This window comes from Streptomyces africanus (assembly GCF_002150735.1).
Lineage (GTDB): Bacteria > Actinomycetota > Actinomycetes > Streptomycetales > Streptomycetaceae > Streptomyces > Streptomyces africanus.
In genome coordinates this window covers 16,712-39,261 of the sequence record NZ_MUKA01000111.1, presented here as the reverse complement: position 1 = coordinate 39,261, position 22,550 = coordinate 16,712, and the positions used below count along the sequence as shown (strand labels likewise).

General features: G+C 70.0%; 21 protein-coding genes. 14 read left to right on the top strand and 7 right to left on the bottom strand.

Features of this window, described 5'->3' with window-relative positions:
• Positions 1-23: 23 nt before the first annotated feature.
• Both CCL05_RS16640 and CCL05_RS43965 read left to right on the top strand, forming a co-directional pair.
• Positions 24-641, top strand: coding sequence for a DinB family protein (locus tag CCL05_RS16640; RefSeq protein ID WP_086561295.1), 618 nt, complete (start codon positions 24-26; stop codon positions 639-641).
• Positions 642-935: 294 nt separating this feature from the next.
• Positions 936-1,571 carry a DUF6461 domain-containing protein gene (locus CCL05_RS43965; protein WP_279629939.1) on the top strand — a complete coding sequence of 212 codons (636 nt, stop codon included), beginning with the start codon at positions 936-938 and terminating at the stop codon, positions 1,569-1,571.
• Between the two features lie 386 nt (positions 1,572-1,957).
• Here the strand turns inward: CCL05_RS43965 and CCL05_RS16630 are convergent, their stop codons facing one another.
• Positions 1,958-2,641, bottom strand: a complete 684-nt coding sequence (locus tag CCL05_RS16630; protein ID WP_086561294.1) for a GntR family transcriptional regulator — start codon at positions 2,639-2,641, stop codon at positions 1,958-1,960.
• Between the two features lie 108 nt (positions 2,642-2,749).
• Between CCL05_RS16630 and CCL05_RS16625 the strand changes: the two genes are divergently transcribed.
• From CCL05_RS16625 to CCL05_RS16570, 12 genes are all read left to right on the top strand, one after another.
• Positions 2,750-3,916 (top strand): mandelate racemase/muconate lactonizing enzyme family protein, encoded by a 1,167-nt coding sequence (locus CCL05_RS16625; RefSeq protein ID WP_086561293.1) that lies wholly within the window; start codon positions 2,750-2,752, stop codon positions 3,914-3,916.
• Positions 3,917-4,094: 178 nt separating this feature from the next.
• A complete protein-coding gene (locus tag CCL05_RS16620) occupies positions 4,095-5,438 on the top strand; it encodes a cation:dicarboxylate symporter family transporter (RefSeq protein ID WP_086561292.1) in 1,344 nt (447 codons plus the stop codon).
• A gap of 132 nt (positions 5,439-5,570) precedes the next feature.
• Complete coding sequence (locus CCL05_RS16615) at positions 5,571-7,280, top strand: CocE/NonD family hydrolase (RefSeq protein ID WP_086561291.1); 1,710 nt, start codon at positions 5,571-5,573, stop codon at positions 7,278-7,280.
• Positions 7,277-8,920 carry an AMP-binding protein gene (locus CCL05_RS16610; RefSeq protein WP_086561290.1) on the top strand — a complete coding sequence of 548 codons (1,644 nt, stop codon included), beginning with the start codon at positions 7,277-7,279 and terminating at the stop codon, positions 8,918-8,920. Before CCL05_RS16615 ends, CCL05_RS16610 begins: the two co-directional genes overlap by 4 nt.
• Positions 8,917-9,705 (top strand): enoyl-CoA hydratase/isomerase family protein, encoded by a 789-nt coding sequence (locus tag CCL05_RS16605; RefSeq protein ID WP_086561289.1) that lies wholly within the window; start codon positions 8,917-8,919, stop codon positions 9,703-9,705. Before CCL05_RS16610 ends, CCL05_RS16605 begins: the two co-directional genes overlap by 4 nt.
• Positions 9,702-10,460, top strand: a complete 759-nt coding sequence (locus CCL05_RS16600; RefSeq protein ID WP_086561288.1) for an SDR family oxidoreductase — start codon at positions 9,702-9,704, stop codon at positions 10,458-10,460. Before CCL05_RS16605 ends, CCL05_RS16600 begins: the two co-directional genes overlap by 4 nt.
• Before the next feature lie 150 nt (positions 10,461-10,610).
• Positions 10,611-11,279 (top strand): TetR/AcrR family transcriptional regulator, encoded by a 669-nt coding sequence (locus tag CCL05_RS16595; RefSeq protein WP_086561287.1) that lies wholly within the window; start codon positions 10,611-10,613, stop codon positions 11,277-11,279.
• A 210-nt stretch (positions 11,280-11,489) separates the two neighbouring features.
• Entirely contained in the window at positions 11,490-12,239 is a 750-nt protein-coding gene (locus CCL05_RS16590; RefSeq protein WP_086561286.1) for an SDR family oxidoreductase, read from the top strand.
• 110 nt (positions 12,240-12,349) lie between these two features.
• On the top strand, positions 12,350-13,189 hold the full coding sequence (locus CCL05_RS16585; protein ID WP_086561285.1) for a helix-turn-helix transcriptional regulator: 840 nt from the start codon (positions 12,350-12,352) through the stop codon (positions 13,187-13,189).
• A 135-nt stretch (positions 13,190-13,324) separates the two neighbouring features.
• Positions 13,325-13,918: a TetR/AcrR family transcriptional regulator gene (locus CCL05_RS16580; protein ID WP_086561284.1), complete on the top strand. Its 594-nt coding sequence runs from the start codon at positions 13,325-13,327 to the stop codon at positions 13,916-13,918.
• A gap of 102 nt (positions 13,919-14,020) precedes the next feature.
• Positions 14,021-14,755 (top strand): NADPH-dependent F420 reductase, encoded by a 735-nt coding sequence (locus CCL05_RS16575; protein ID WP_086561283.1) that lies wholly within the window; start codon positions 14,021-14,023, stop codon positions 14,753-14,755.
• A gap of 164 nt (positions 14,756-14,919) precedes the next feature.
• A complete protein-coding gene (locus CCL05_RS16570; protein WP_086561282.1) occupies positions 14,920-15,618 on the top strand; it encodes a nitroreductase in 699 nt (232 codons plus the stop codon).
• A 315-nt stretch (positions 15,619-15,933) separates the two neighbouring features.
• Here the strand turns inward: CCL05_RS16570 and CCL05_RS16565 are convergent, their stop codons facing one another.
• The 6 genes from CCL05_RS16565 to CCL05_RS16540 are packed head-to-tail and all read right to left on the bottom strand — an operon-like array spanning position 15,934 to position 22,545.
• Positions 15,934-17,385: a xylulokinase gene (locus tag CCL05_RS16565; RefSeq protein WP_086561281.1), complete on the bottom strand. Its 1,452-nt coding sequence runs from the start codon at positions 17,383-17,385 to the stop codon at positions 15,934-15,936.
• 6 nt (positions 17,386-17,391) lie between these two features.
• Positions 17,392-18,105, bottom strand: a complete 714-nt coding sequence (locus tag CCL05_RS16560; RefSeq protein ID WP_086561280.1) for a GntR family transcriptional regulator — start codon at positions 18,103-18,105, stop codon at positions 17,392-17,394.
• Positions 18,106-18,140: 35 nt separating this feature from the next.
• The gene (locus CCL05_RS16555; RefSeq protein ID WP_208641546.1) at positions 18,141-19,190 is read right to left on the bottom strand and encodes a hypothetical protein; all 1,050 of its coding nucleotides are present in this window, start codon (positions 19,188-19,190) and stop codon (positions 18,141-18,143) included.
• The gene (locus CCL05_RS16550) at positions 19,187-19,945 is read right to left on the bottom strand and encodes a cyclase family protein (protein ID WP_086561279.1); all 759 of its coding nucleotides are present in this window, start codon (positions 19,943-19,945) and stop codon (positions 19,187-19,189) included. Before CCL05_RS16550 ends, CCL05_RS16555 begins: the two co-directional genes overlap by 4 nt.
• 15 nt (positions 19,946-19,960) lie before the next feature.
• Positions 19,961-20,977, bottom strand: a complete 1,017-nt coding sequence (locus tag CCL05_RS16545) for an ABC transporter permease (RefSeq protein ID WP_086561278.1) — start codon at positions 20,975-20,977, stop codon at positions 19,961-19,963.
• A complete protein-coding gene (locus CCL05_RS16540) occupies positions 20,977-22,545 on the bottom strand; it encodes an ATP-binding cassette domain-containing protein (RefSeq protein ID WP_086561277.1) in 1,569 nt (522 codons plus the stop codon). The genes CCL05_RS16545 and CCL05_RS16540 overlap by 1 nt, the downstream gene beginning before the upstream one ends.
• Between the last annotated feature and the right edge of the window lie 5 nt (positions 22,546-22,550).

Genomic DNA, 22,550 nt, shown 5'->3' with positions numbered 1-22,550 from the left:
AGCCCATGGCAGGCTCATGCCGCATGATCGATGAATTCGCGAAGGACAACCTGCACGGGAGACTGCGGCGGGATCGCAATGCGCTGCTCTGGAAACTCGACGGCTTGTCCGAATACGACGCCCGCCGACCTTTGACAGCGACCGGGACCAACCTCCTCGGCCTGGTGAAACACGTGGCCACCGTCGAAGCCAGGTACTTCGGCGAGGTCTTCGACCGCCCTTCCCCGGAGCCGCTGCCCCGGTGGCAGGACTACAACGGCAGCGATCTGTGGGCGACCGAGGACGAGACCCGCGATCAGATCATCGGGTTCTACCGGCGCACGTGGGAACACTCGGACGCGACGATCAACGAGCTTCCCCTCGACGCCCCCGGCCACGTGCCGTGGTGGCCGGAGCCTTATCCCAACACGAACCTGTTCGCCGTCATGGTGCATGTCCTCGGCGAGTCCATCCGGCATGCCGGGCACGCCGATATCCTGCGCGAGGGCCTCGACGGCCGGACCGGGGTGCGCGCCGAACACGAGGAGCAGATCGACGAGGACGCCCGCGCAGCCTACTGCGCGAAGATCGAACAGGCCGCCAGGTCGGCCGCACCAATCAAGACCATGCGGACAGGGCGTACTTCGTCGCCGAACACCTGACCTGGCTGCGCGAGCGGGCTCGTCGCGCGCCTCGCGCGGCCAGGCATCGAGTCCGGCGAACGCCTCGACCGGCACCGCTGGAAGGCCGAACGGCCGATCGCCTGGCTCTTCGGCTACCGCCGCCTCACCGTCCGAAACGAACGAAAGGGCTCCCACTGCCTCGCCTTCCTCCGCTTGGCCGCTGCCCTGACCTTCTACAAGAAGCTCGCGAACCCTGCCGGTCGGCCGCCGCCTGCAAGGAAGACTAGCCAGCGACGGTTCACGCCGTATCAAGGAATTCGACGGGGTATCACAGTGACCAGAGACATCTTCCCTAACCGTGGGCTCTATCAGTTCGGCTACTGCGCTGTGTTCGTGAGAGGCATCGCTCCCGCTGAACTTCTGGCGCGGGTAGGAGGTGCAGGCCTTCGTCCTGTCGCCTTGACCCGCATTGACACAATGACCATTGAGGCCCTCGGCGAGGACATCGACGAAAATGACATGCCGGGGCTGGACCTTGAGCAGCTGCAGGACAGCGGAGTACTCGCCGGCGATGGCCCCGTTCTTCGGTCCGGCGAACACGACGGTTGGTCATTCGTGATCGAGCCCGAGGGCTCCTGGCTGGCAGCAGACGGCATCGTGACGTCGGCGTCCCGCAAGACAGTGGCGCTCTCACTGAGGGACAGCGAGTCAGGCGCGTGCTGGATCTCCTACGCCGAGGACGGCGAGATCCTCTCATCCTTCGATCCGCTCTTCCCTGACATCGACTCGGGTGCGCGGCCTGAAGTGCTCGGACGGCTCACCGGTCATGTCGCGGCCATCAACAACGGTGAGCGTCACGATGCCTACGCGAACGCAGTGCGAGCGATCCAGCAGCGGCTGCAGTGCACGGTGCCCCCGGAAGCCGATGAGCGCCGCCTTCTTACGATCAAAATCGCTGACGGGTACTGAGCCGGCGCGATGCGGCCTTCCCACCGCGGCCGACCGCATGCGTCCTGCACGACTGCTGCGGCAGCCCACTCGGACCGCCGCCGGCCAGTACGGCGGCGGTGTTGTGCTGGGCGAGGTAGGTGAGCAAACCGGCGCCGGTGGTAACGAGGATCTCCACCACGGCCAGGGCCCGGCTCCGCCGCATGTGTTGCTTCGTTGATCAGCCTCATGAAGGAAGCACCACGCGTGGATGCCCGCCCAGGCGTGCGGGGCGACGCCACCGCCCGCGGGCATCACGGGCACCGAGCACCAGATGACCGACCCGCGCAGCGAAGACCGGCCAGCGGCCTTCCAGTTCAGAAACAGAATCCGAGGAGGTTCGCCCCTACCGCACGGGTCACCGCGCGTCACGTCACGCGAGTGCCCTCGCGGTCTTCCAGGGCGCTGATGGCGCTCGCGGTGAGGCTGTGAGTGATGTGGCCCCGCATCAGCTGGGCGGCTTCGGCGGGGCGGCCGTCCGCGATGAGGGAGACGAGTTGGTGGTGTTCCTGTAGGTCCCGGGTGCGGGGTTCGTCACCGGGCGGGAGTTCGAGGCCGAGGCGCCGGTAGCGGTCGGACTTGTCCCACAGGTCGTCCAGGAGACGGATGAGGACATCGTTGTGCGAGGCCCGGTACAGCGCCTGGTGGAAGGCGCGGTGGGCCGTGAGTGCCTCTTCCCCCCATTGGCGAGTGACGGGGAGGAGCTTGTCGACGGCGGCCTGCATCGTGGTGATGTCGTCGTCGGTCCGTCGCTGGGCGGCGAGTTCGGCGGCGGTCGGGTCCAGGGACAGGCGGACTTCGAACAGCTGGCGGGCCTCGTTCGAGTTCATGACGGAGACCCGGACGTCCCGGTGGGTTTCGACGGTGACAAGACCCTCGCTGCTGAGGCGGCGGATGGCCTCGCGCAGGGGCGTGATGCTCATGTTGAGGGACTCGGCGAGGTCGTACTGGGCGAGCCGTGACCCGGCAGGAAGAGTGCCGGAGAGGATCCGATCGCGGAGTTCAGCGTAGGCGAGGTCGCTCTTGCTGAAGAACAGGTTCTGTCCTGCCATGGCCCCCTGACCGTTCCTTCCCGGAGGTTCCCCACCCCTTGACATCCCGCATCGGATCAGCCGAGTCTAACAGGCGTCACATCTTATAAGATATGAGAAAGGCCCGCAGTGAAGATCACCAACGTCTACGAGGGCGTCGTTCCGATCAGCTCCTCGATCCGCAACGCCTGGATCGACTTCAGCTCCATGGACTGTTCGATCGTGGCGATCGAGAGCGACGTCATCCGGGATGGCAAGCCCGTGGTGGGCTACGGCTTCAACTCCAACGGCCGCTACAGCGCCGGAGAGATCCTGCGCCGCCGAATCCTGCCCCGCCTCCTCGACGCCGAGCCCGGCAGCCTGCTCGACGAGCGGGGCGGCCTGGACCACGCCAAGGCGTGGGACGTGATGATGCGTAACGAGAAGCCCGGCGGGCACGGCGAGCGCTCGGTCGCGGTCGGTGTGGTGGACATGGCCCTGTTCGACCTGGCCTCCAAGATCGAGGGCAAGCCGCTGTACCGGTATCTGTCCGAGCGCTACGGCGACGGGCAGCCCGACGACTCCGTCTTCGTCTACGCCGCCGGCGGCTACTACGCCCCCGGCAAGACCCTCACCGACCTCCAGGACGAGATGCGCGGCTTCCTCGACCTGGGCTACGACGTCGTCAAGATGAAGATCGGCGGCGCCGACCTGGCGGAGGACCTGCGTCGTATCGAGGCCGTCATCGACGTCCTGGACGGCGACGGCTCCCGGCTGGCCGTCGACGTCAACGGCCGCTTCGACCTCCAGACGGCCCTGGAGTACGGGCGGGCCATCGAGCCCTACGGGCTGTTCTGGTACGAGGAGATCGGCGACCCGCTCGACTACCACCTCAACGCCACCGTCGCCGAGCGCTACACCGGCCCCATCGCCACGGGCGAGAACCTCTTCTCCCTCCAGGACGCCCGCAACCTGATCCGCTACGGCGGCCTGCGCCCCGACCGCGACACCGTCCAGGTCGATCCCGCGCTCTCCTACGGTCTGGTGGAGTACCTGCGCATCCAGGACATGCTCCGTCAGCACGGCTGGTCATCGAGGCGCTGCATCCCGCACGGCGGGCACCAGTTCTCCCTGCACATCGCGGCCGCCCTCAAGCTCGGTGGCAACGAGTCCTACCCGGGCGAGTTCCAGCCCACCGGCGGCTTCGCCGACGACGCCGTCGTCGAGAAGAGCCGCGTCGGCCTGACCGACACCCCCGGCATCGGCTTCGAGAGCAAGGCCGCCTTCCACAAGGTGCTGCGCGCCCTGCACAGCTGACCGCCGCCCCACCGCAGATGCGCCCGCCACGGGCGGGCGCCGTCGCCCGGCGCGCCTGAAAAGCGGCCGCCGGACACGGGCGCCACACACGAGATCGGGGGCGCGCGAGCAGCCTCGCGTCCCCCGCACCCCCACGGGACAGGGCTACACACGATCGTCGTGCAAGGGAGCACCAACGATGACAAGCACCACCACCGCCGGCCGCCCGCAGCGGTCACGGCTGAGCCGTCTCATACGGGAGCTGTGGTTCCAGGTCGTCCTGGCCGCCGTCCTCGGCATCGCCGTCGGCATCCTCGCGCCCGGGCTGGGTGAGGACCTCAAGCCGCTCAACGACTGGTTCATCGCGCTGGTCAAGATGATCGTGATCCCGGTCGTCTTCTGCGTGGTCACCACCGGCATCGCCTCCATGGACAACCTGCGCAAGGCCGGCCGGATCGGTGTGAAGGCGATCGGCTACTTCCTGGTGCTGTCCCTGGCGTCCATGCTGATCGGGCTGGTCGTCGCCAACATCTTCCAGCCCGGCTCCGGCCTGCACGTCGACCCCTCGTCGCTGAACGCCGACGACGTGCCCGAGACCGCCGCAGAGCACGCCACCTTCACCGGCTTCGTCTCCTCCCTCATCCCCGCCTCCCTGCTGGGCGCGATCACCGGGGATGCGATCCTGTCGGCGCTGATGGTCTCGATCGTCTTCGGTGTGGCCCTGAACATGGCCGGCGAAGAAGGGGCACCGCTGACCCGCGGCATCAAGGCACTGTCGGACGTCGTCTTCCGCATCGTGGGCTGGGTGATGCGGCTCGCGCCCCTGGGCACCTTCGGCGCCCTGGCCACCGTGGTCGCCACCTACGGCGCCGAGAGCCTCAAACAGCTCGGCTACCTCATCATCCTGTTCACCGCGACCTGCGTCGTCTACGTCCTGGTCGTCCTCGGCGCCATCATGCGGGCCTGCCACCTGAGCCTGTTCGGCCTCATCCGCTTCCTCAAGGCCGAACTGCTCGTCGCCCTCAGCACCTGTTCCAGCGAGGCCGTCCTGCCCCAGCTGGTACGCAAACTGGAGATCCTCGGCATCGGCCGGCCCGTGGTCGGCATCGTCATCCCCTCCGGGTTCTCCTTCAACCTGGACGGCTCCGCGGTCTACCTCACGATGGCCTCCCTCTTCCTGGCCCAGGCCATGGGCATCGACCTGTCCTGGCAGCAGCAGCTGATCATGGTCGGCGTCATGATGCTCACCAGCAAGGGCACCGCCGGGATCGCGGGCGGCGCGTTCATCGTCCTCGCCAGCACCGTCACCGCGCTCGGCCACATCCCGCTCGCCGCCCTCTCCCTGATCGTCGGCATCGACCGCATCCTCAACGAGGGCCGCGTCTTCATCAACGTCCTCGGCAACGCCGTCGCCACCATCGTGATCGGCAAGTGGGAGAACGACTTCGACACCGAACAGGCCCGCAAGGTCCTGCACTCCCGCACCACCACAACCACGCCGCCGCAGACCGAGTTGGACACCAAGGTCGGCGCCGGCAAGTAGCCGTGCCACCCTGCTTCGGTAATTGACAGGGTACGAACGTACCTCTTAACGTACCCACATCCGGGGGCGACGCCGTCAGCTCAACGAGGAGCACCGATGCAGCACCTATATGACATAGATGTCCAGGTTCCGATGCGTGACGGCGTAGCCCTCGCCGCCAACGTGTGGCATCCGGCCGAGGGGGAGGCCCCGACGCTGCTCGTGCGCTTGCCGTACGGCAAGGACGTGATGGGCTTCGGCCAGTCAGCCATCCCCGACCTCCTGACTCTGGTGGAGGCCGGCTACGCGGTGGTGGTGCAGGACTGCCGGGGCACCCACCGCTCGGAAGGCGAGTTCGTTCCCCATATGGCCGACCGGGCCGACGGCGAGGACACCGTCGCCTGGATCGCCGGCCAGCCGTGGTCGGACGGCACGGTGGGCATGTACGGGCCGTCCTACCTCGGGATGGTCCAGTGGGAAACAGCCGTAACCGGCGCCCCCGCCCTCAAGGCGATCGCGCCGACCTTCACCTCCATCGACAACTACGAGGCGCCCTGGTACTCCGCGGGCGGAGCGCTGTCACTGAGCCTGGTCACGGTGTGGAACGCCATGATGTACGCGGCCGACGCGCAGCGTTCCCTGGCGGCCGGTGAGGACACCGTGTCCCAACTGCAGCAGCTCGGTGAGGCGGCGCTGTTTCCCGAGCCTCTCAACGATGTGCTGCCGACGGCCGAGGTTCCGGTCCTGGCGGCCTACGGCAAGTGGTGGGACGACTGGATGGCCCACCCCTCCCACGATGGGTACTGGGACGCCATGGAGCTCACACCCGAGCTCAAGAACGTCACCGCCCCGGCGCTCAACATCGGCGGCTGGTACGACCTGTACATCGGCCAGACCGTCCGCACCTACACCACCGCCCGCCGGCAGGCGGGCAGTGTGCAGGCGCGCGAGGGGCAACGGCTGGTCATCGGTCCGTGGGACCACATGTCCGCGAGTGGCGTCTATCCCGACCGCTCCTTCGGCCCGCTGGCCAGCGCCCAGACGATGGGCCTGACCGGCCTGCACGTGAAGTTCTTCGACCGCTGGCTCCGCGGCGACACCACCGCTCTCGACGACGTGGCGCCCGTGAAGATCTTCGTCATGGGCATCGACCAGTGGCGCGACGAGCAGGAGTGGCCGCTGCCCGACACGCGGTGGACCGACTACCACCTGACCAGCGCCGGCCACGCCAACACAGCGGCCGGCGACGGCCTGTTGACGACCGAGCCGCCCACCGGCACCGGGCACGACACCTACCTCTACGACCCGCGCCGCCCGGTTCCCACGGCCGGCGGGGCGTCCATGCCGGTGACACCCGGTTTCTGCGGCCCGGTCGACCAGCGGACCGTCGCGGGCCGCGAGGACGTCCTGTGTTTCACGGGCCCTGTGCTGGAGGAGCCCGTCGAGGTCACGGGTCCCGTCAGACTGACCCTGTTCGTGTCCTCCTCGGCGGTGGACACCGACTTCACCGCCAAGCTCGTCGACGTCTTCCCCGACGGCAAAGCGATCAACCTGTGTGACGGGATCCTGCGCGCCCGCTACCGGGGCGGCCTCGCCACCGAAGAACTGATGGAGCCCGGCACCGTCTACGAAATCACCGTCGACATGACCGCCACCTCCAATGTGTTCCTTCCCGGTCACCGCATCCGCGTGGACGTCTCCAGCAGCAACTTCCCGCGCTACGACCGCAACACCAACACCGGCGGCGTCATCGCCCGCGAGAGCGAGGAGCAGATGATCCCCGCGGTCAACCACATCCATCACGGCCCGAACCACCCCAGCCGTCTGGTCCTGCCGGTCATCGACCGGAAGGACCAGCGATGAGCGCCACCGACCGGGTCGCCGAACTGACCGCGACCTTCGCGGCCTCTTCCCTCAACACGGCCTGGCTGCTGTGCGACCGGCACCCCGCCGACCGCGTCGCGTTCACCGTGGTCGACAGTGACGGCAAGGCTTCCACACTGACCTTCGGCGATCTCGCCGCGAACTCGCACCGCTGTGCGCGGGCGCTGCAGGGGCTCGGAATCGGTCCGGGCGACAGGGTGGCGACCCTGATGGGCAAGAGCACCGACCTGGTCACCGTCATCCTCGCGATCTGGCGGCTCGGTGCGGTCTACGTCCCGCTGTTCACCGCGTTCGCGCCCCAGGCCATCGCCCTGCGCCTGGAAGGCTCCGGTGCGCACGTCGTGGTCGTCGACCCGGACCAGCGCCAAAAACTCGACCCGGGCCCCGACATGCCGGACGATCCGCAGCGCCGCGTCGTCGTCACCGGAACCACCGCCTCCCGCGGTGACACCTTGCTGGCTGACCTCGTCGCGGCCGCGTCGCCGGAGCCGGTGCCCGCCATCCCCACGAGCGGGGACGGACCGCTGGTGCACATGTTCACCTCCGGCACCACCGGCAAGCCCAAGGGGGTCGTCCACCCCGTCTCCTACATCGCGGGATGGCAGGTCTACCTGGAGTACGGCCTCGGCGTCACCCAGGACAGCAGGTACTGGTGCGCCGCCGACCCCGGCTGGGCCTACGGGCTGTACGCCGCCATCGTCGCTCCGATGGCCGCCGGCATCCCCAGCCTGCTGCTGTCCGGCGGGTTCTCCGCCGAGACGACCTGGCGCACCCTCGTCGACCACGAGGTCACCGACTTCACCGCCGCCCCGACCGTGTACCGGGGACTGCGCTCCTCGTCGGTGCCGGTGCCGCGGGGGCTGCACCTGGAACGGGCGTCCAGCGCGGGGGAGCCACTGACTCCCGAGGTCAACGAGTGGGCCGGCTCCGCGCTCGGCCTGACCGTGCACGACCACTTCGGGCAGACCGAGGTCGGGATGCCGTTGGCCAACCACCACCATCCCGAACTCGCCCGCCCCCTCAAGGCCGGATCGATGGGCCGGCCGCTGCCCGGCTGGAGCCTCACCGTCCTGGCCGACGAGAAGGACGAACCCGCCGGACCAGGCGTGCTCGGCCGGGTCGCGATCGACGTCGCCGCCAGCCCGCTGATGACCTTCAGCGGCTACCAGATCCCAGGGCAGAGCGACGCCAAGTTCACCGCCGACGGCCGCTGGTACCTCACGGGCGACACAGGGAGGGTCGACGCCGAGGGCGACTTCTTCTTCTCCTCCCGCGACGACGACGTCATCATCATGGCCGGCTACCGGATCGGGCCGTTCGAGATCGAGAGCGTCCTCGCCCAGCACCCCGCAGTCGCCGAATGCAGCGTCATCGGCGCACCCGACGACGTCCGCGGCGAGGTCATCGAGGCGTACGTCGTCCTCCGCGACGGTCACGACGCCTCGCCGGAACTGGCCGCCGAACTCCAGCTGCTGGTCAAGACCCGCTACGCCGCCCACGCATACCCGCGCACGATCCACTTCATCGACGCCCTGCCCAAGACACCCAGCGGCAAGACCCAGCGCTACCTGCTGCGCAGCCGCCGACGCACCGAACTCGCCACCCCGGAGCCACGTTGACCGACACCCAACCTCTCCTCGTCGAGCAACGCGGCACCGTCCGGTGGCTGCTGCTCAACCGCCCGGAGCGGCGCAACGCCCTCGACGTCACCCTCATCGAGGCCCTGGGCAAGCAGATCACCAGCGCCGAGGCCGACCCCGGCACAGCGGTCGTCGCCGTGGCAGGCGAGGGGCCGAGCTTCTGTGCCGGCGGGGACTTCCACCAGTTCCTGGAGCTGCACGAGCGGGGCGACAACCCGGTCGACTTCCTGACCGACGTGTCGGCCTGCTTCAGCCGCATCGCGGCCAGCCCGAAACCATGGGTCGCCGTCCTGCACGGTCACGCCGTCGCCGGCGGCCTCGAACTCGCACTGGTCTGCGATGTCGTCGTCGCCGCCGACACCACGCTCATCGGCGACGGCCACCTCAACCGGCGGCTGGTACCGGCCGCCGGGTCAAGCGTGCGGCTTCCCGGTGCGGTCGGACGGGGACTGTCGCGCTGGCTCCTGCTCACCGGCGAACTGCTGCCCGCGACCGCTTTCGCGCACACCGGCTGGATCCACGCGATCGTGCCCGAGGCCGACCTCGACGCCACCGCCACCCGCATCTGCCACCAACTGGCCGACCGCCACAGCCCCGCCCAGCAACGGCTCAAGACGCTCCTGCACCGGATCGACGGCATCGCCCCCGAGCAGGCCCTGCGCGAGGAACTGGCCACCTTCGCCGACAACTGGTCGGCGAGCTCCGTGGCCGACACCCTGCGGGCCTTCCTCGCTCCCCGGACCACGAAAGCAGAAAACAAGTGAACCGCTACCACGGACGCGTCGTCGCCATCACCGGCGCCGCACAAGGCCTCGGCCTCGCCATGGCGACCCGGTTCGCCGCGGAGGGCGCCACCGTTGCATTGGCCGACGTCAACGCCCCAACCCTCACCGACGCCGTCGAGACGATCGCCCATGCCCATGAGGCGAAACTCCGTACCGACGTGGTGGACGTGACCGACTCCGCGCAGGTCAACGACTGGATCACCGGTGTCACCGCCGCTCTCGGCCGCCTCGACGTGCTGGTCAACAACGCCGGCATCATCCGCGACAACCGCGTCGAGGACATCACCGACGACGACTGGCACGCGGTCATCGACGTCAGCCTCACCGGCGGCTTCCACTGCGCCCGCGCCGCGTTCGGCCCCATGAAACGCCAGGGCTACGGACGCATCATCAGCTTCTCCTCGATGTCATGGCGCGGGAACTTCGGCCAGACCAACTACGTGGCCGCCAAGGCCGGCATCGTCGGCATGACCCGCACCCTCGCACTCGAGGGCGCCCGCCACGGCATCACCGCCAACGCCATCGCCCCCGGCCTCATCGACACACCCATGCTCGCCTCCATGAACGGCCCGGCACGCGACAAACTCACGGACAAGATCCCCATGCGCCACACCGGCAGGCCCGAGGACATCGCCGAAGCCGCAGCCTTCCTCGCCAGCGAAGCCGCCGGCTACATCACCGGCATCGTCCTGGACGTGGACGGCGGGATCTCCATCGGATCCTCCATCCGATAACCGCGAACCGGGCGACTGAACGTCACTCAAGGGGACACTCCGCGCCGGTACGTTAGGCGGTACGCTAGTACCCATTTGCCAGGGGTCGGCCTTCCGGTCCGGACGGCCACCCGCCGCTTCAGGCGGAGACGCTCATGGGAGACTGCTGCGGTGACGGCCCGAACTGACTCGCGCGACCGACGCCCACGCCGTACGGCGCGCAGGCGGGTCGTCGACACTCACCGGCGGGACGAACTGCTGCGCCAGGCCGAGGCGATCATCCTGACCGAAGGCTTCACCGCGGTGACCATGGATGAGCTCGCCCAGCGACTGGGGTGCTCCAAGGCGACGCTGTACAGCCTCGCCTCCACGAAGGAACAGCTGGTCTTGGCGATCACCCGCGCCTTCTTCAGGGAGGCGACAGCCGAGATCGAGCAGGCGGTCCAGGCCGAGCCCGACCCCCGGCAGCGCATCCGCGTCTATCTCGCCGGCGTCGGCACGGCCATGCGCCGGCATTCCCACGCCTTCTACGACGACATGGTCGGCTACGAGCCGACCGCGCAGATCTACCGCAAGAACTCCGCCGCCGCGGCGCGCCGGGTCCACGAACTGATCGAGGAGGGCGTACAGGCCGGCGCTTTCCGCGCGCTCAACGGCCAATTCGCCGCCCAGGTCGTGGCGGTCACCATCGACGCGGTCCAGTCGGGGGTCCTCCTGGAGAGGACCGGCCTGACCGCCGGTGACGCCTTCTCCGAGCTCGGTGACCTTCTGCTGGACGGGCTCAGCTCGGGGCAGGGCGCATTCGAGTCTCCTTCCACAGCTGTGCGATCGCCCAGGTAAGCCCGGGGGAGGAGGGGCGCACCTCGCGGATCTCGCTACAGGCACCACCCAATGTCCAGAACGACGTGCGCTGTCATTGCCCTCCGTTCTTCGCCAGGCAGAGATCGCCGATCCATGGATAAACCTTCCTCTCCCGCCCTTGCGCGGGCGCCCCTACGGTCGGGGCTACGGGCGCTCAACGGCCCGCCGTGACGAAGGAGCAAGACCCCCATGAAGATGACCGGCAACACGATCCTGATCACCGGCGGAACCTCGGGCATCGGCCTCGGTCTGGCCCTGCGCCTGCACGAATCCGGCAACAAGGTGGTGGTCGCCGGCCGGCGCAAGGAACTCCTGGACGACATCACGGCCGAGCACCCGGGCATCGACGCGCTCGTCCTCGATGTCGCCGACCCCGACTCGATCGCGCGGGCTCGTGAGACCTTGGCGGCGAGCCACCCGGGGCTGAACGTCCTGGTCAACAACGCCGGCATCATGCTGCTGGAGAACCTCCTCGACCCGGCCGGACTCCAGGTCGCCGAGGATCACGTCGCGGTCAATCTGCTCGGCACGATCCGGATGACGTACGCCTTCCTGCCCCTGCTCGCGGGCAAGGACGACGCGGTCGTCATGAACGTCACCTCCGCGCTGGCGTTCGTACCGTTCCCGAGCACCCCGACCTACAGCGCGACCAAGGCCGCGCTGCACTCCTTCTCCGAGAGCCTGCGCATCCAGCTCGCCGGTGCCGGCGCCGGCGTCCAGGTGATCGAGGTGGTCCCGCCGGGCGTGCGCACGACCCTGCTGGGCCAGCAGGACAGCGATCAGTCCATGCCGTTGGACGACTTCCTCACCGAGACCCTCGATCTGCTGCGCGAGAAGCCCGACGCGAAGGAGCTGGTCGTCGAGCGCGCCAGGTTCATCCGCGACGCGGTGGCCAACGGCTCCTACGACGACGTCCTCGCCATGATCAGCGGCAGCTGACCGACCCGCAGTGATCGACGCGGAACGGTAAGGAAGCGTCTTCGGTGTCGCCCTCAGCCATGGATCGGCGGTCTCTGGATAGCCGGGCGGGATGCGGCGAGGATGGGGGCATGGACAAGAAGGAACTGGCGGATTTCCTGCGGCACCGGCGTGAGATGTTGCGCCCCCGCGACGTCGGCCTGGCCGAGGGGCCGCGCAGGCGTACGCAGGGGCTGCGCCGCGAGGAGGTCGCCCAGCTCGCCGGCATGTCCACCGACTACTACGCCCGGCTGGAACAGCAGCGTGCTCCGCAGCCCTCCGTCCAGATCACCACCGCTCTCGCCCGGGCCCTGCGGCTGACCCTGGACGAACGCGACCATCTCTTCGTCCTCATCGGCCACAACGCCCCGGCCCGCTTCCAGCGCTCCGAACATGTCAACCCGACGCTGCTGCGGGTCCTGGACCGCCTGGACGACACCCCGGCCCTGGTGCAGACCGACCTGGTCGACACCCTCGCGATGAACCCGTTGGCCGTCGCGCTGCTCGGCGACCAGACCCGCCACACCGGGCTGGCCCGCAGCGGCTACTACCGCTGGTTCATGGACCCGGCCGAACGCCTGATGGTTCCCGAGGAGAGTCGCGAACGCCACGGCCGCGCCCAGGCAGCACGCCTGCGGGCCGCGCTGACAGCCGGCAGCGACACCCCCCGAGCCGCCCGGATCCTCGCCGAACTCCAGGAACACAGCCCCGAGTTCGTCCGCATGTGGGAACTTCAGGAGGTCGCCCGACGCTACGAGGACTGCAAGACCATCCTCCATCCCGAACTCGGCCGCATCGACGTCGACGCCCAGCTCCTGTTCACCGAGAACCGCGCCCAGGCCCTGGTGGTGCTGACCACTCGCCCCGGAACGGAGAGTCACAGCAAGCTCGAACTGCTCTCCGTCATAGGGCACCAGCAGCTCACCCCCTGACGTCCTGGGCCGGGGGACCGGTCAAGGCTCGTCGCCCTGGTTTGACCGGACGCCCCCTCCGTTTTACTCTCGAGTGTGTACGGAGGCAGCATCCGTTTTGATGCGGCCGCAGGATCACGGCATGCAGGAGGGCGCATGAGCGCCGGTGAGCAGCGGGGACGCAAGCCCCGCGCGGACGTCCAGCGCAACCGCGCGGCCCTCCTGGAGACCGCGCAGCGTCACTTCCTGCAGCACGGGGTCGGCACCTCCCTCGAGGCGGTGGCCAAGGAGGCGGGAGTCGGGCCCGGCACCCTGTACCGGCACTTCCCCACCCGGGAGGCGCTGCTGGCGGCCGTGCTGCAGACGCGCTCCGAGGAGCTGGTGGCCCGCCAGGCGGACATCGATCAGCTCGACGACCCGGCCGAGGCGCTGGAGCAGTGGCTGCGGGCGATGGAGGAGTACTTCAGCGCCTTCAGCGGGCTGCCGGACCCACTCATGGCCGCGGCCCGGGCTCAGGAGCCGGACAACCCGCTCACGATTCCCTGCGACATCCTCATCTCCGCCACCGATCAGTACGTGCGAGCCGCGCAGCTCGCGGGGCGCGTGCGCGCGTCGGTGCGGGGGAACGACCTGTTCCTCGCGGCCTGCTCCGTTGCCTGGATCAAGGGCACCGGTACCGAAGAGGAGTCGCTCGACCGGCTCCGCATGCTCATCGCGAGCGGCTACCGCCAGCAGGACACCCGGGCGTAAAACGTCGGGCTCCGCCCGCCCCCTCAACGCCAGGTGGCACCACCACCCGGCTGTCACATTGCGCTGCCCTCCGGGGCGGCACAACCTCCCAAGGGACAAATCATGAAAATTACTGTCATAGGCGCCGGTGCCATCGGCGGGAACCTCGCTGCCAAGCTCAGCGCGGCCGGTCACGACGTCCAGGTGGCCGACGCCCGCGGCCCCGAGGCCGTCCGGGCGGAGGTACTGGAGTCCGGGGCCGCCGCGGTGGAGCTCGCCGACGCCGTACAGGGCCGGGACGTCATCATTCTGGCCACCCCCTTCGGGGTAGCGGGGAAGCTGGCCGGCCTGTTCGCCTCGGTCCCCACCGAGACGGTGGTCATCGACACCTCGAACTACTATCCGCACCTCAGCGGACACATCGAGGCCGTGGACAACGGCGAGATCGAGAGTGTGTGGAACGCCAAGCAGTTGGGGCGCCCCGTGGTCAAGGCGTGGAACGCCGCCCTGGCAGAGACCCAGCGGACCAAGGGCCTTCCGGCCGGGACGCCCGGCCGCCTCGCCATCCCCGTCGCCGGCGACTCCGAGCAGGCGCGCCGTGTGGCCATGCAGCTCGTGGACGACACCGGCTTCGACCCCTACGACGCCGGCACGCTGGCCGACTCCTGGCGCCAGCAGCCGAACAGCCCCGCCTACTGCACCGAGCTGACCCTCGACGAACTGCCGGCGGCCCTGGCCGCGGCCGACCGCGACAAGGACGCGGCCATCCGCGACAGCGTGCCGGAACGCCTCGCCGCCCTCCCGGCCACGGCCACCCTGGAGGACGTCGTCGAGATGAACCGCGCCGCCCACCGCTGAGTCACCCGACGCGGCTCTCGTGCACACAACGGCACGAGGGCGGCAGCGTCGGCACGCCACCAACACACACGACGAACACGAAGAGCGCACAGTCCCCGTGGCCTGCCGCACTGCGCTGCGCTGCTGCCCCTGGCGGTGACTGCGCGCCATGGAGAGGAACCGCCTTGCCCGGCACCGCATCACCCTTCACCGACATCGCCCGCTCCCGACGCTCCCCTCGGCGGTTCCTGCCCACCGCCCTGTCCCCTTCGGACATCCGCGGCGTGCTGGAAGACGCACAGACGGCCCCCTCGAACAGCAACACCCAGCCGTGGACGGTGCACGTCGTCTCGGGTGCGGCACGGGACGCCCTGGCCAAAGAGCTGCTCCAGGCCGAGGAGGAGGGACGGACCTCCCCGGATTTCACCGATGGCTACGGCGAGGGCATCTACCTCGAGCGGTCGCAGGCCCTGGGCGCCAGTGTTTACCGGGCCCTGGGTGTCGAGCGCTCGGACCGGGACGGCCGGAGGGCGGCGGTCCGCGAGAACCTGGAGTTCTACGGCGCTCCCCATGCCGCCTTCCTGTTCATGCCGGCACTCGGCGACGGGGTACGGACGGCCGGCGACATCGGCATGTACGCGCAGAACTTCCTGCTCTCGCTGGCGGCCCGGGGGCTGGCCGGCATTCCGCAGACCATACTCGGCGTCTACGCCGACACCGTCCGCGAGTTCCTGGGTGTCCCCGCGGAACTCAAGCTGCTGTTCGGCATCTCCTTCGGCATGGCCGACCCGGCGGCACCGGTGAACACGCTCCGCACGGAGCGGGTTCCGCTGCAGCGGAGCGTGGTCCTGCATGACACCCCGGGAGTCCTCGAAAGGCAGTAGTTCCTCCGCCCGCCGGAACCATCGGGCGGCTCCGTTTCTCATCGCCTCGTCCGAGGAGTAACCATGACAGGACGACAGATGATCCTGGGCATGCAGTTCAGCGGCGGATACGGGGCCGCCCCCGGGGCCTGGCGACTGCCGGGTGCGAACCTGAACAGCTACCCGGACATGGACCACATGATCGACCCACTGCTGATCCTGACCGTCCTCGCGCGCGAGACCGAGCGGATCGGCCTCCCGCCCAGCCATCCGGCACCGCGACCCCGCGGGTGTTGTTTCACGACGGGAACCGACCCCGACGCTGCCGCTGAGGTATCAGTCCTTGGCCTGTTGCCACTGCCGGTAGAGCTCGTCGTAGCGTGCTGCGACCGGGGCCTGGGGGAGGAACCGGCGCACAGGGGGTGCCCTGCGGGCCTGGGCTGTCGGCAGGTCGGGTTCCAGGCCTGCGGCGACCAGGGCGAGCAGGGCGGCGCCGTGCAGGGTGGCGTCGGCCTCCGAGCTGGCGTGGACCGGCCGGCCCAGCACGTCGGCCCGCAGTTGTGCCACGTCGGGTGAGCGTGATGGTCCGCCGGTCAGGATGACGGGCACGTCGGGAGCGTCGTCGGCCATGAGGATGTCCACGGCCTGGCGTACGACATAGGCGGCGGCCTCCTGCGCGGCGCGCAGCACGTGGGCGGCGGAGTGGTGTTCGCCCAGGCCCCAGAGCCTGCCCCGCTCCCTCTGGTTCCAGCCGGGGAAACGGCTGCCGGTGAGCAGCGGGGACATGGACAGCCCCGCGCTGCCCGGAGGGACGGCGCGGACGTCGGGGCCCAGCCGGTGCAGCGCGGTGGCCGGGTCGCCCAGCCCCAGCAGGCGGACCCAGTAGGCCAGCGCTCCGCCGGTCATCCCGGTCGCCCCGCCACAGGTCCAAAGGCCGGGAGTGAGATAGGGGTTGAGCACCGCGGCGGGGGGACGTTCGTCGGGGGAGGTGATCACCCGGGTCAGTACGTCGGTGGTGCCGGCCACGTCCACGACGGAGCCAGGGGTCGAGCCTGCCACGGCGGCGGCGCCGACCGTGCCGTCGGGACCTCCGGCGGCCACCGGCAGGCCAGGAGGGAGGCCCGTGGTGTCGGCGGCGGCCCGGGTGACGGCACCGACGATGTCCGTCGCCGCGTGTTGCGGGGGAAAGTGTTCCGGGCCCTTGCCCCCCACGGCGAGCAGCCGGGGGTCCCAGACCTGGCGGATGACGTCGCTGCCCAGCGTGTACGCCGCGCTCGTCACGTCCGTCGCGGCCTGCCCGGTCAGGCGCAGGACGAGGAAGTCCTTGGGGGCGAGAACCCACCTGATCCGCCGGTGCAGCGACGGGTCGTTGTCCTTCAGCCAGTGCAGCAGAGGGACCGCTCCGCCCGTCATGGCGGGGCGGCCGGTCAGGCGGAGGGCGGCGGCCGGGTCGGGCCACCGGGCCGCGACCTCGCGGACGCCGCGCGCGTCGGCCCACCCCCCGGCCCGGCCCAGCGGACGGCTCCGCTCGTCGACCAGGACCTGGCCGACATGTCCCGCGAGGGCGAGGCACCGCAGGCGGGAGCCCATGGGGGCACTCGAGGTGATCCGGCGCAGGACGTGGCAGAGCCCGTCCCACAGGCGTTCGGCGTCGAAGGTCTCGGCGCCCTCGTCGGGGCCTCGCTCCCCGCGGGCGTCGAGCAGCCGCTGTCCGTCGTGTCTCACCAAGGCGGCCCGGACGGCCGATGTGCCGACGTCGACGGCACACACGACGTCGTCGCTCGCCATCCCACGTCACCTCCCGAGCCTGATGAGCAGCGGGAACTCGGGCCGGCTCCAGCTGTGCGCGAACTCCACCGGCCCGGCCCCGTCGCTGTGGGTGAGCCGGGTGATGGCGATGAGCGGCATGCCCGGTGCGACCTGGAGCAGCGCGGCCTGTTCGGCGTCGGCCGCGGCGGCCGACACCTCCTGCTCGGCCCAGGTCAGCCTGATGCCGAAGCGGTCGGCCAGGGTCCGGTACAGGGACCCGCCGAGCAACTCCTCGTCGGCGAGGGCGGGCGCCAGCCCGTAGGGGATCCAGGAGTCCTGGATGGCGGCCGGCTGGCCGTCGACGACGCGCACCCGCAGCAGCCGTACCACCTTCTGGCGGGGTTTGAGGCCGAGTCGGTCGCTGACCTCCTCCGGTGCGTCGGTGACCTCACGGACGCGGACCAGGGTGTCGACGGCGGCGTCCCCGCGGCCGATGTCCTGGCTGAACGGCCCGAGCGTGTGGACCTTGCGGTAGGTGGCGTGATGGTCGGCCACGAAGGTGCCGGCGCCACGGCGGCGGACCAGCCGGCGTTCGTCGGTGAGACGGCCCACCGCCTGCCGCACCGTCATTCTGCTGACGCCGTAGTGGTCCGCCATCTCTCCCTCGGACGGCAGCCGGTCACCCGGGCCCAGCGTGCCGCAGGACAGCTGCCTCTCGAGGTCACGGTAGATCACCTCGTACATCGGCAGTCGTGCCATGCGGTGCCTCCCTCTGTTGCTCGCCGCACGCCGGGTCACCCATTGCCCGTGAAGGGCAGGATCCCACGCGCCGGCCGACCGGTCGGGACCTCGCCACGCGCCCAGCCGACCGCGGCCAGGCTTCCGTCGCCGCGGCGCACCCACACGTCCAGGCCGATACGGGTCCGGGAGCCGTCATGCTCCACCTCGCGCACCGCGCCCGCGGCCTCGACGCCGTCGAAGACGCTCACCGGCCGCAGGAGCTTCACGCGCAGCCAGCCGGTGCGGAACCACTCGGCGCCGAAGGCGCGGGTCAGCAACTCGGCCAGGTAGCAGACCAGTTGCTGACCTTGGACGATCGGTACCGCCAGACCGGCGGCCCGGGCGGTGACGAGGCTGTCGTGGATGTTGGTGACGAACTCGCCGATCCGGGAGAACACGGCCATCTGCTCGAACGTGATCTCCTTGCGCAGCGGCTCCAGCCCCATCCCGGTCACCGTCCCGCCGCCCAGCCGCTCCGCGAGGGGCAGGGACGTGTCGTACGCGTCGCTGACCCTGCGGCCGCTGCCCCCACCGGCCGAGCCGCGGCCCGCCACCTCTCCCGGCGTGGTCCGCATGATCTCCACCCCGCGGTGACGGACCAGCGTGCGTCCGTCCTCGTCCCGGGCGTCGGCCTCCATCACGACGTAGCCCTGCCCCCGGCGCTCGTACGTGTCCACGTAGTGTCCGGCCAGCCGCACCCGCTGCCCCACCAGGACCGGCCGGTCGAACCAGAGCTCCTCCTCCGTGTGCAGCCCCACCACCTGGCTCGCCGCGTAGTGCAGGGTGAACAGCTGCAGCAGGTCGTTGGCGAGCAGTCCGGCGTGGCCGATGCGGGGGCCGTCGGGGCCGGCGCGCAGGTACCAGTCGCCGTGATCGTCCTGTGTGAACGCGAAGCGCTTGACCTTCAGGTCGTCCACCACCAGGTCGACCGGGCCGAACTCCTCGGGGATGACGATCTCGTCGAACACCGGTGGTTTCAGGCCTGCCTCGAGGTCCTTGTCGTGTACGGCGCGGGACGGGTCGGTGAGGTTGCGGCCGAGGACGGCCGTGTGGTGCGTGGTCATCGCTGTGCTCCGTCCACGACGGCCACCGCGCGCAGCGGGGAGCCGGTGCCGTGCGCGATGCGCAGCGGGAACGCCAGGAAGAAGGAGAGCGGGGGCAGCCGGTCGAGGTTGGCCAGGTTCTCGATGATGAGCACGCCGGCGGACAGCAGCACGTAGTGCGCCGGGAGTTCGCCGCGTCCGCCGTCGCCGCTGTCGAGGCTGACGCAGTCGGTGCCCACGGCCCGCACGGACCGCTCGCGCAGCAGCTCGGCCGTCTCCCGCGCGATGCCCGGCCAGCTCTCCAGATGGGCGAAGCCCTCCTCGTTCAGCCCCCAGCGGGTGCGGGCCCACTGGAAGTCCAGCAGCACGATGTCCCCGGCCCGCAGCGGCCCGTTGTGTTCCTCCCACTCATGCAGGGCCCGGGGGCCGACCAACTCGTCCGGTCCGGGTGGCGGGTCCAGGGTGACGGTCGCGCAGCGTCCGGTGAGCGCGGTGAGCGGGAGCTGACCGACGCTCACGTCGGCGTGCGGGCCCTGGATCGGGAAGTGGCAGGGGCTGTCGACATGGGTGCCGGTGTGCTCGCCGAGCACGAGCTGGTTCATGCGGGCGACGTCGCCCATCGACAGCCACCGGTTCTGGAAGTACTTGGCGTGGGTGGGGTAGGTGGGCATGCCCTCTTCCAGGGTCCGGCTGAGGTCCACCAGGCGGGCACCGGCGAGTACCTCGCCCAGTGCCCGGACGGTCGTCGGGTCCTGTCCAGCCGTCGTTGTACGCATCCCGTCCTCCTCGGGTCAACCGGTCCGCACCTGGCGGGTCTCCTGCCGCGCCACCAGGACGGCGATGATCAGCACGCTTCCGTTGAAGATGGGCTGCACCCAGAACGGCACGCCCAGCAGGCTCAGTCCGTTGAAACCGATGGCCAGCAGGATGATCGCGACCAGGGCGCCCAGGACGTTGTAGTAGCCGGGCCGGTAGGTGGCCACCCCGAGGAACGCCGCGGCGTAGGCCGGCAGCAGCAGCTCGGGTCCGTAGCCGGGGTTGGCCGAACCGGCTTGCGCCAGGGCGAAGTTGGCGGCGAAGCCCACGATCAGCCCGGCTGCGGCGAAGGCGGTCATCCGCATCCGGTTGGTCCGGACACCGGCGAGGTAGGCCACGCGCTCCGAGCCGCCGATGGCGTACCAGAAGCGCCCGAAGGGGGTGTGCTCCAGTACGTAGAAGAGGACCACGGCGAGCAGCAGGGTCAGCCACACCGCCAGCGACAGGCCCAGGAAGTCCTCGGACGCCAGGGTCGTCACGGAGGACGGGATGTTCTCGAAGATGACCTTGCCGTTGCTGATGCCCTGGGTCGCGCCGCTGAGCAGGATGCCGACACCGAGCGTGGCGATGAACGAGCTGATCTTGAAGTAGACCGTCAGCAGCCCGTTGACGAGACCGACGAGCAGGCCGACGACCGGGCCCGCGGCGATGATGATCCCCGGATTGCTGGTGTGCTGGGCCACGACGGCTTCGAGCATGACCAGGAACCCGATGAGATACCCGACGGACAGGTCGAACTCGCCGATGATCAGCGGCATCAGCACGGCGAGGGTCATGGTCGCCGTGACGGCCTGCACCAGGGCCACGTTCTGCAGGTTGTCGGCCGTCAGGAACCGGTCGGAGGTGAGGGTGAAGACGACGATGAGCACGCCGAGGAGCACGAGCGTCTCGTATCCGCTCACCCAGGAGAGCAGCCGGGCCGGATTGAGGCGTTCGCGCGTGCTGCGGCCGGACGCCGGGGCACCGATGTGCCGGATGGTCTTGTCGGTCATCACAGGGCCTTCGTCATGAGGTTCTCGGCGGTCATCGTGGATCCGGAGATCTCCTCGGCGACGCGCCCGTCGCGCAGCACCAGGACCCGGTCGCACAGCCCCGCCATCTGCTCGGGTTCGGTCGAGGTCATCAGGACGGCGATGCCGCTTGCTCCGGCGTCGCGGATGGCGTCGAACATCACCTCGCGCGCGGCCGGGTCGACGCCGTAGGTGGGGTCGGCCAGGACCAGGACACGCGGCCGCATGCGCAGCAGCCGGCCCAGGACGACCTTCTGCTGATTGCCGCCGGACAGCCGGCCGAAGACGGTCGACGGGTCGGTGGGCCGCACGTCGAGGTAGGAGACGACCTGCCGGACCGCCGTACGCATCTGCGCCCGCCGGTGCCAGAACGTGCGTGCCTCGGGCAGGATCAGGTTTTCGGTGACCGACAGGTTGTGGATGCCCCCTTCGCGAAGTCGGTCCGCGGGCAGGAACACCAGGCCGTGACGGATCGCCACCCTCGGCGGCAGCGTCGCGGGCAGCCGGCGCCCGGCGACCTCGATGGTGCCGCCGCGGCGCTGTTCGGCACCGGTGAGCAGGCGCGGCAGCTCCTCCAGGCCGCTGCCGCGCACCCCGATGACGCCGACGATCTCGCCCGGCGCCAGGTCGAGGTCGAGTCCGTCGACGTCGTTGCCGCGCAGGTCCCGCACCCGGAGCACGGGGCCGGTCCTCGGCTGCGGCGGGGGACCGGCCCCGCTGCCGCCGGCCTCACGCCTCCACAGGGCGGCGATCCCGATCCCGCCCCGGGCGTGGTCCTCCTCCGTCATGGCAGACGTGTCGCCGGCCGGGCGGGTTGCCGGGGCAGCGCCCCGCATGACCCGGACGATCTCGGAGCGCTCCACCTTGGAGGCGGGGCCCTCGATCACCACGCGGCCGGCGTCGAGGACGCTGACCCGGTCCGCGAAGGCGAGTTCCGCGAGCCGGTGGGTGACGGCCAGGACCGGCAGACCACGGTCGGCGATGCCCCTCACGTGCCGCAGGAAGGGCTCGGCCTCGGCCTCCGGCAGGGCCGCGGTGGCCTCGTCGAGGACCAGCAGCCGCAGGTTCTCGCCGGCGGTGCGTACGGCGAGTTCCACGGTGAGCATGGCCCGCTCGGCGCCGGTGAGGCGCCCGGCCAGTTCCCGGCTGAGCCGCTTGATCGACAGGTCGTCCAGCAGCCGCTGCGTGTCGGCCCGCAGCCTGCGCCAGGCGATCCGGCCGAACAGGCCCCGCGGGTAGCCGGCGAACAGGGCCACGTTCTCGGCGATCGACAGCCGGTCCACCAGCGGGGCCTCCTGGTGCACCACCCGGACCCCGGCCGTCGCGGCGACGGGCGGGCTCCATCCGCCCGTGACGTCCCGGTCGTCGATCAGGATCCGCCCGGCGTCGGGTACGTACACGCCCGTCATCGTGCGGACCAGGGTGGACTTGCCGCTGCCGTTGGCGCCCAGCAGGGCGTGGATCTCACCGTCCTCGACGGTCAGGGAGACCTCGCTCAAAGCCGCGAAGGTCCCGAACCGTTTGGTGACGCCATGCAGCGCGGCAGTCATCGGAC

Coding starts and splice junctions, on each gene's coding strand:
- CCL05_RS16640 (WP_086561295.1), top strand. CDS start 24: ATGATCGATGAATTCGCGAAGGACAACCTGCACGGGAGACTGCGGCGG.
- CCL05_RS16630 (WP_086561294.1), bottom strand. CDS start 2,641: ATGGCAGGACAGAACCTGTTCTTCAGCAAGAGCGACCTCGCCTACGCT.
- CCL05_RS16620 (WP_086561292.1), top strand. CDS start 4,095: ATGACAAGCACCACCACCGCCGGCCGCCCGCAGCGGTCACGGCTGAGC.
- CCL05_RS16615 (WP_086561291.1), top strand. CDS start 5,571: ATGCGTGACGGCGTAGCCCTCGCCGCCAACGTGTGGCATCCGGCCGAG.
- CCL05_RS16610 (WP_086561290.1), top strand. CDS start 7,277: ATGAGCGCCACCGACCGGGTCGCCGAACTGACCGCGACCTTCGCGGCC.
- CCL05_RS16590 (WP_086561286.1), top strand. CDS start 11,490: ATGAAGATGACCGGCAACACGATCCTGATCACCGGCGGAACCTCGGGC.
- CCL05_RS16585 (WP_086561285.1), top strand. CDS start 12,350: ATGGACAAGAAGGAACTGGCGGATTTCCTGCGGCACCGGCGTGAGATG.
- CCL05_RS16580 (WP_086561284.1), top strand. CDS start 13,325: ATGAGCGCCGGTGAGCAGCGGGGACGCAAGCCCCGCGCGGACGTCCAG.
- CCL05_RS16575 (WP_086561283.1), top strand. CDS start 14,021: ATGAAAATTACTGTCATAGGCGCCGGTGCCATCGGCGGGAACCTCGCT.
- CCL05_RS16565 (WP_086561281.1), bottom strand. CDS start 17,385: ATGGCGAGCGACGACGTCGTGTGTGCCGTCGACGTCGGCACATCGGCC.
- CCL05_RS16560 (WP_086561280.1), bottom strand. CDS start 18,105: ATGGCACGACTGCCGATGTACGAGGTGATCTACCGTGACCTCGAGAGG.
- CCL05_RS16555 (WP_208641546.1), bottom strand. CDS start 19,190: ATGACCACGCACCACACGGCCGTCCTCGGCCGCAACCTCACCGACCCG.
- CCL05_RS16550 (WP_086561279.1), bottom strand. CDS start 19,945: ATGCGTACAACGACGGCTGGACAGGACCCGACGACCGTCCGGGCACTG.
- CCL05_RS16545 (WP_086561278.1), bottom strand. CDS start 20,977: ATGACCGACAAGACCATCCGGCACATCGGTGCCCCGGCGTCCGGCCGC.
- CCL05_RS16540 (WP_086561277.1), bottom strand. CDS start 22,545: ATGACTGCCGCGCTGCATGGCGTCACCAAACGGTTCGGGACCTTCGCG.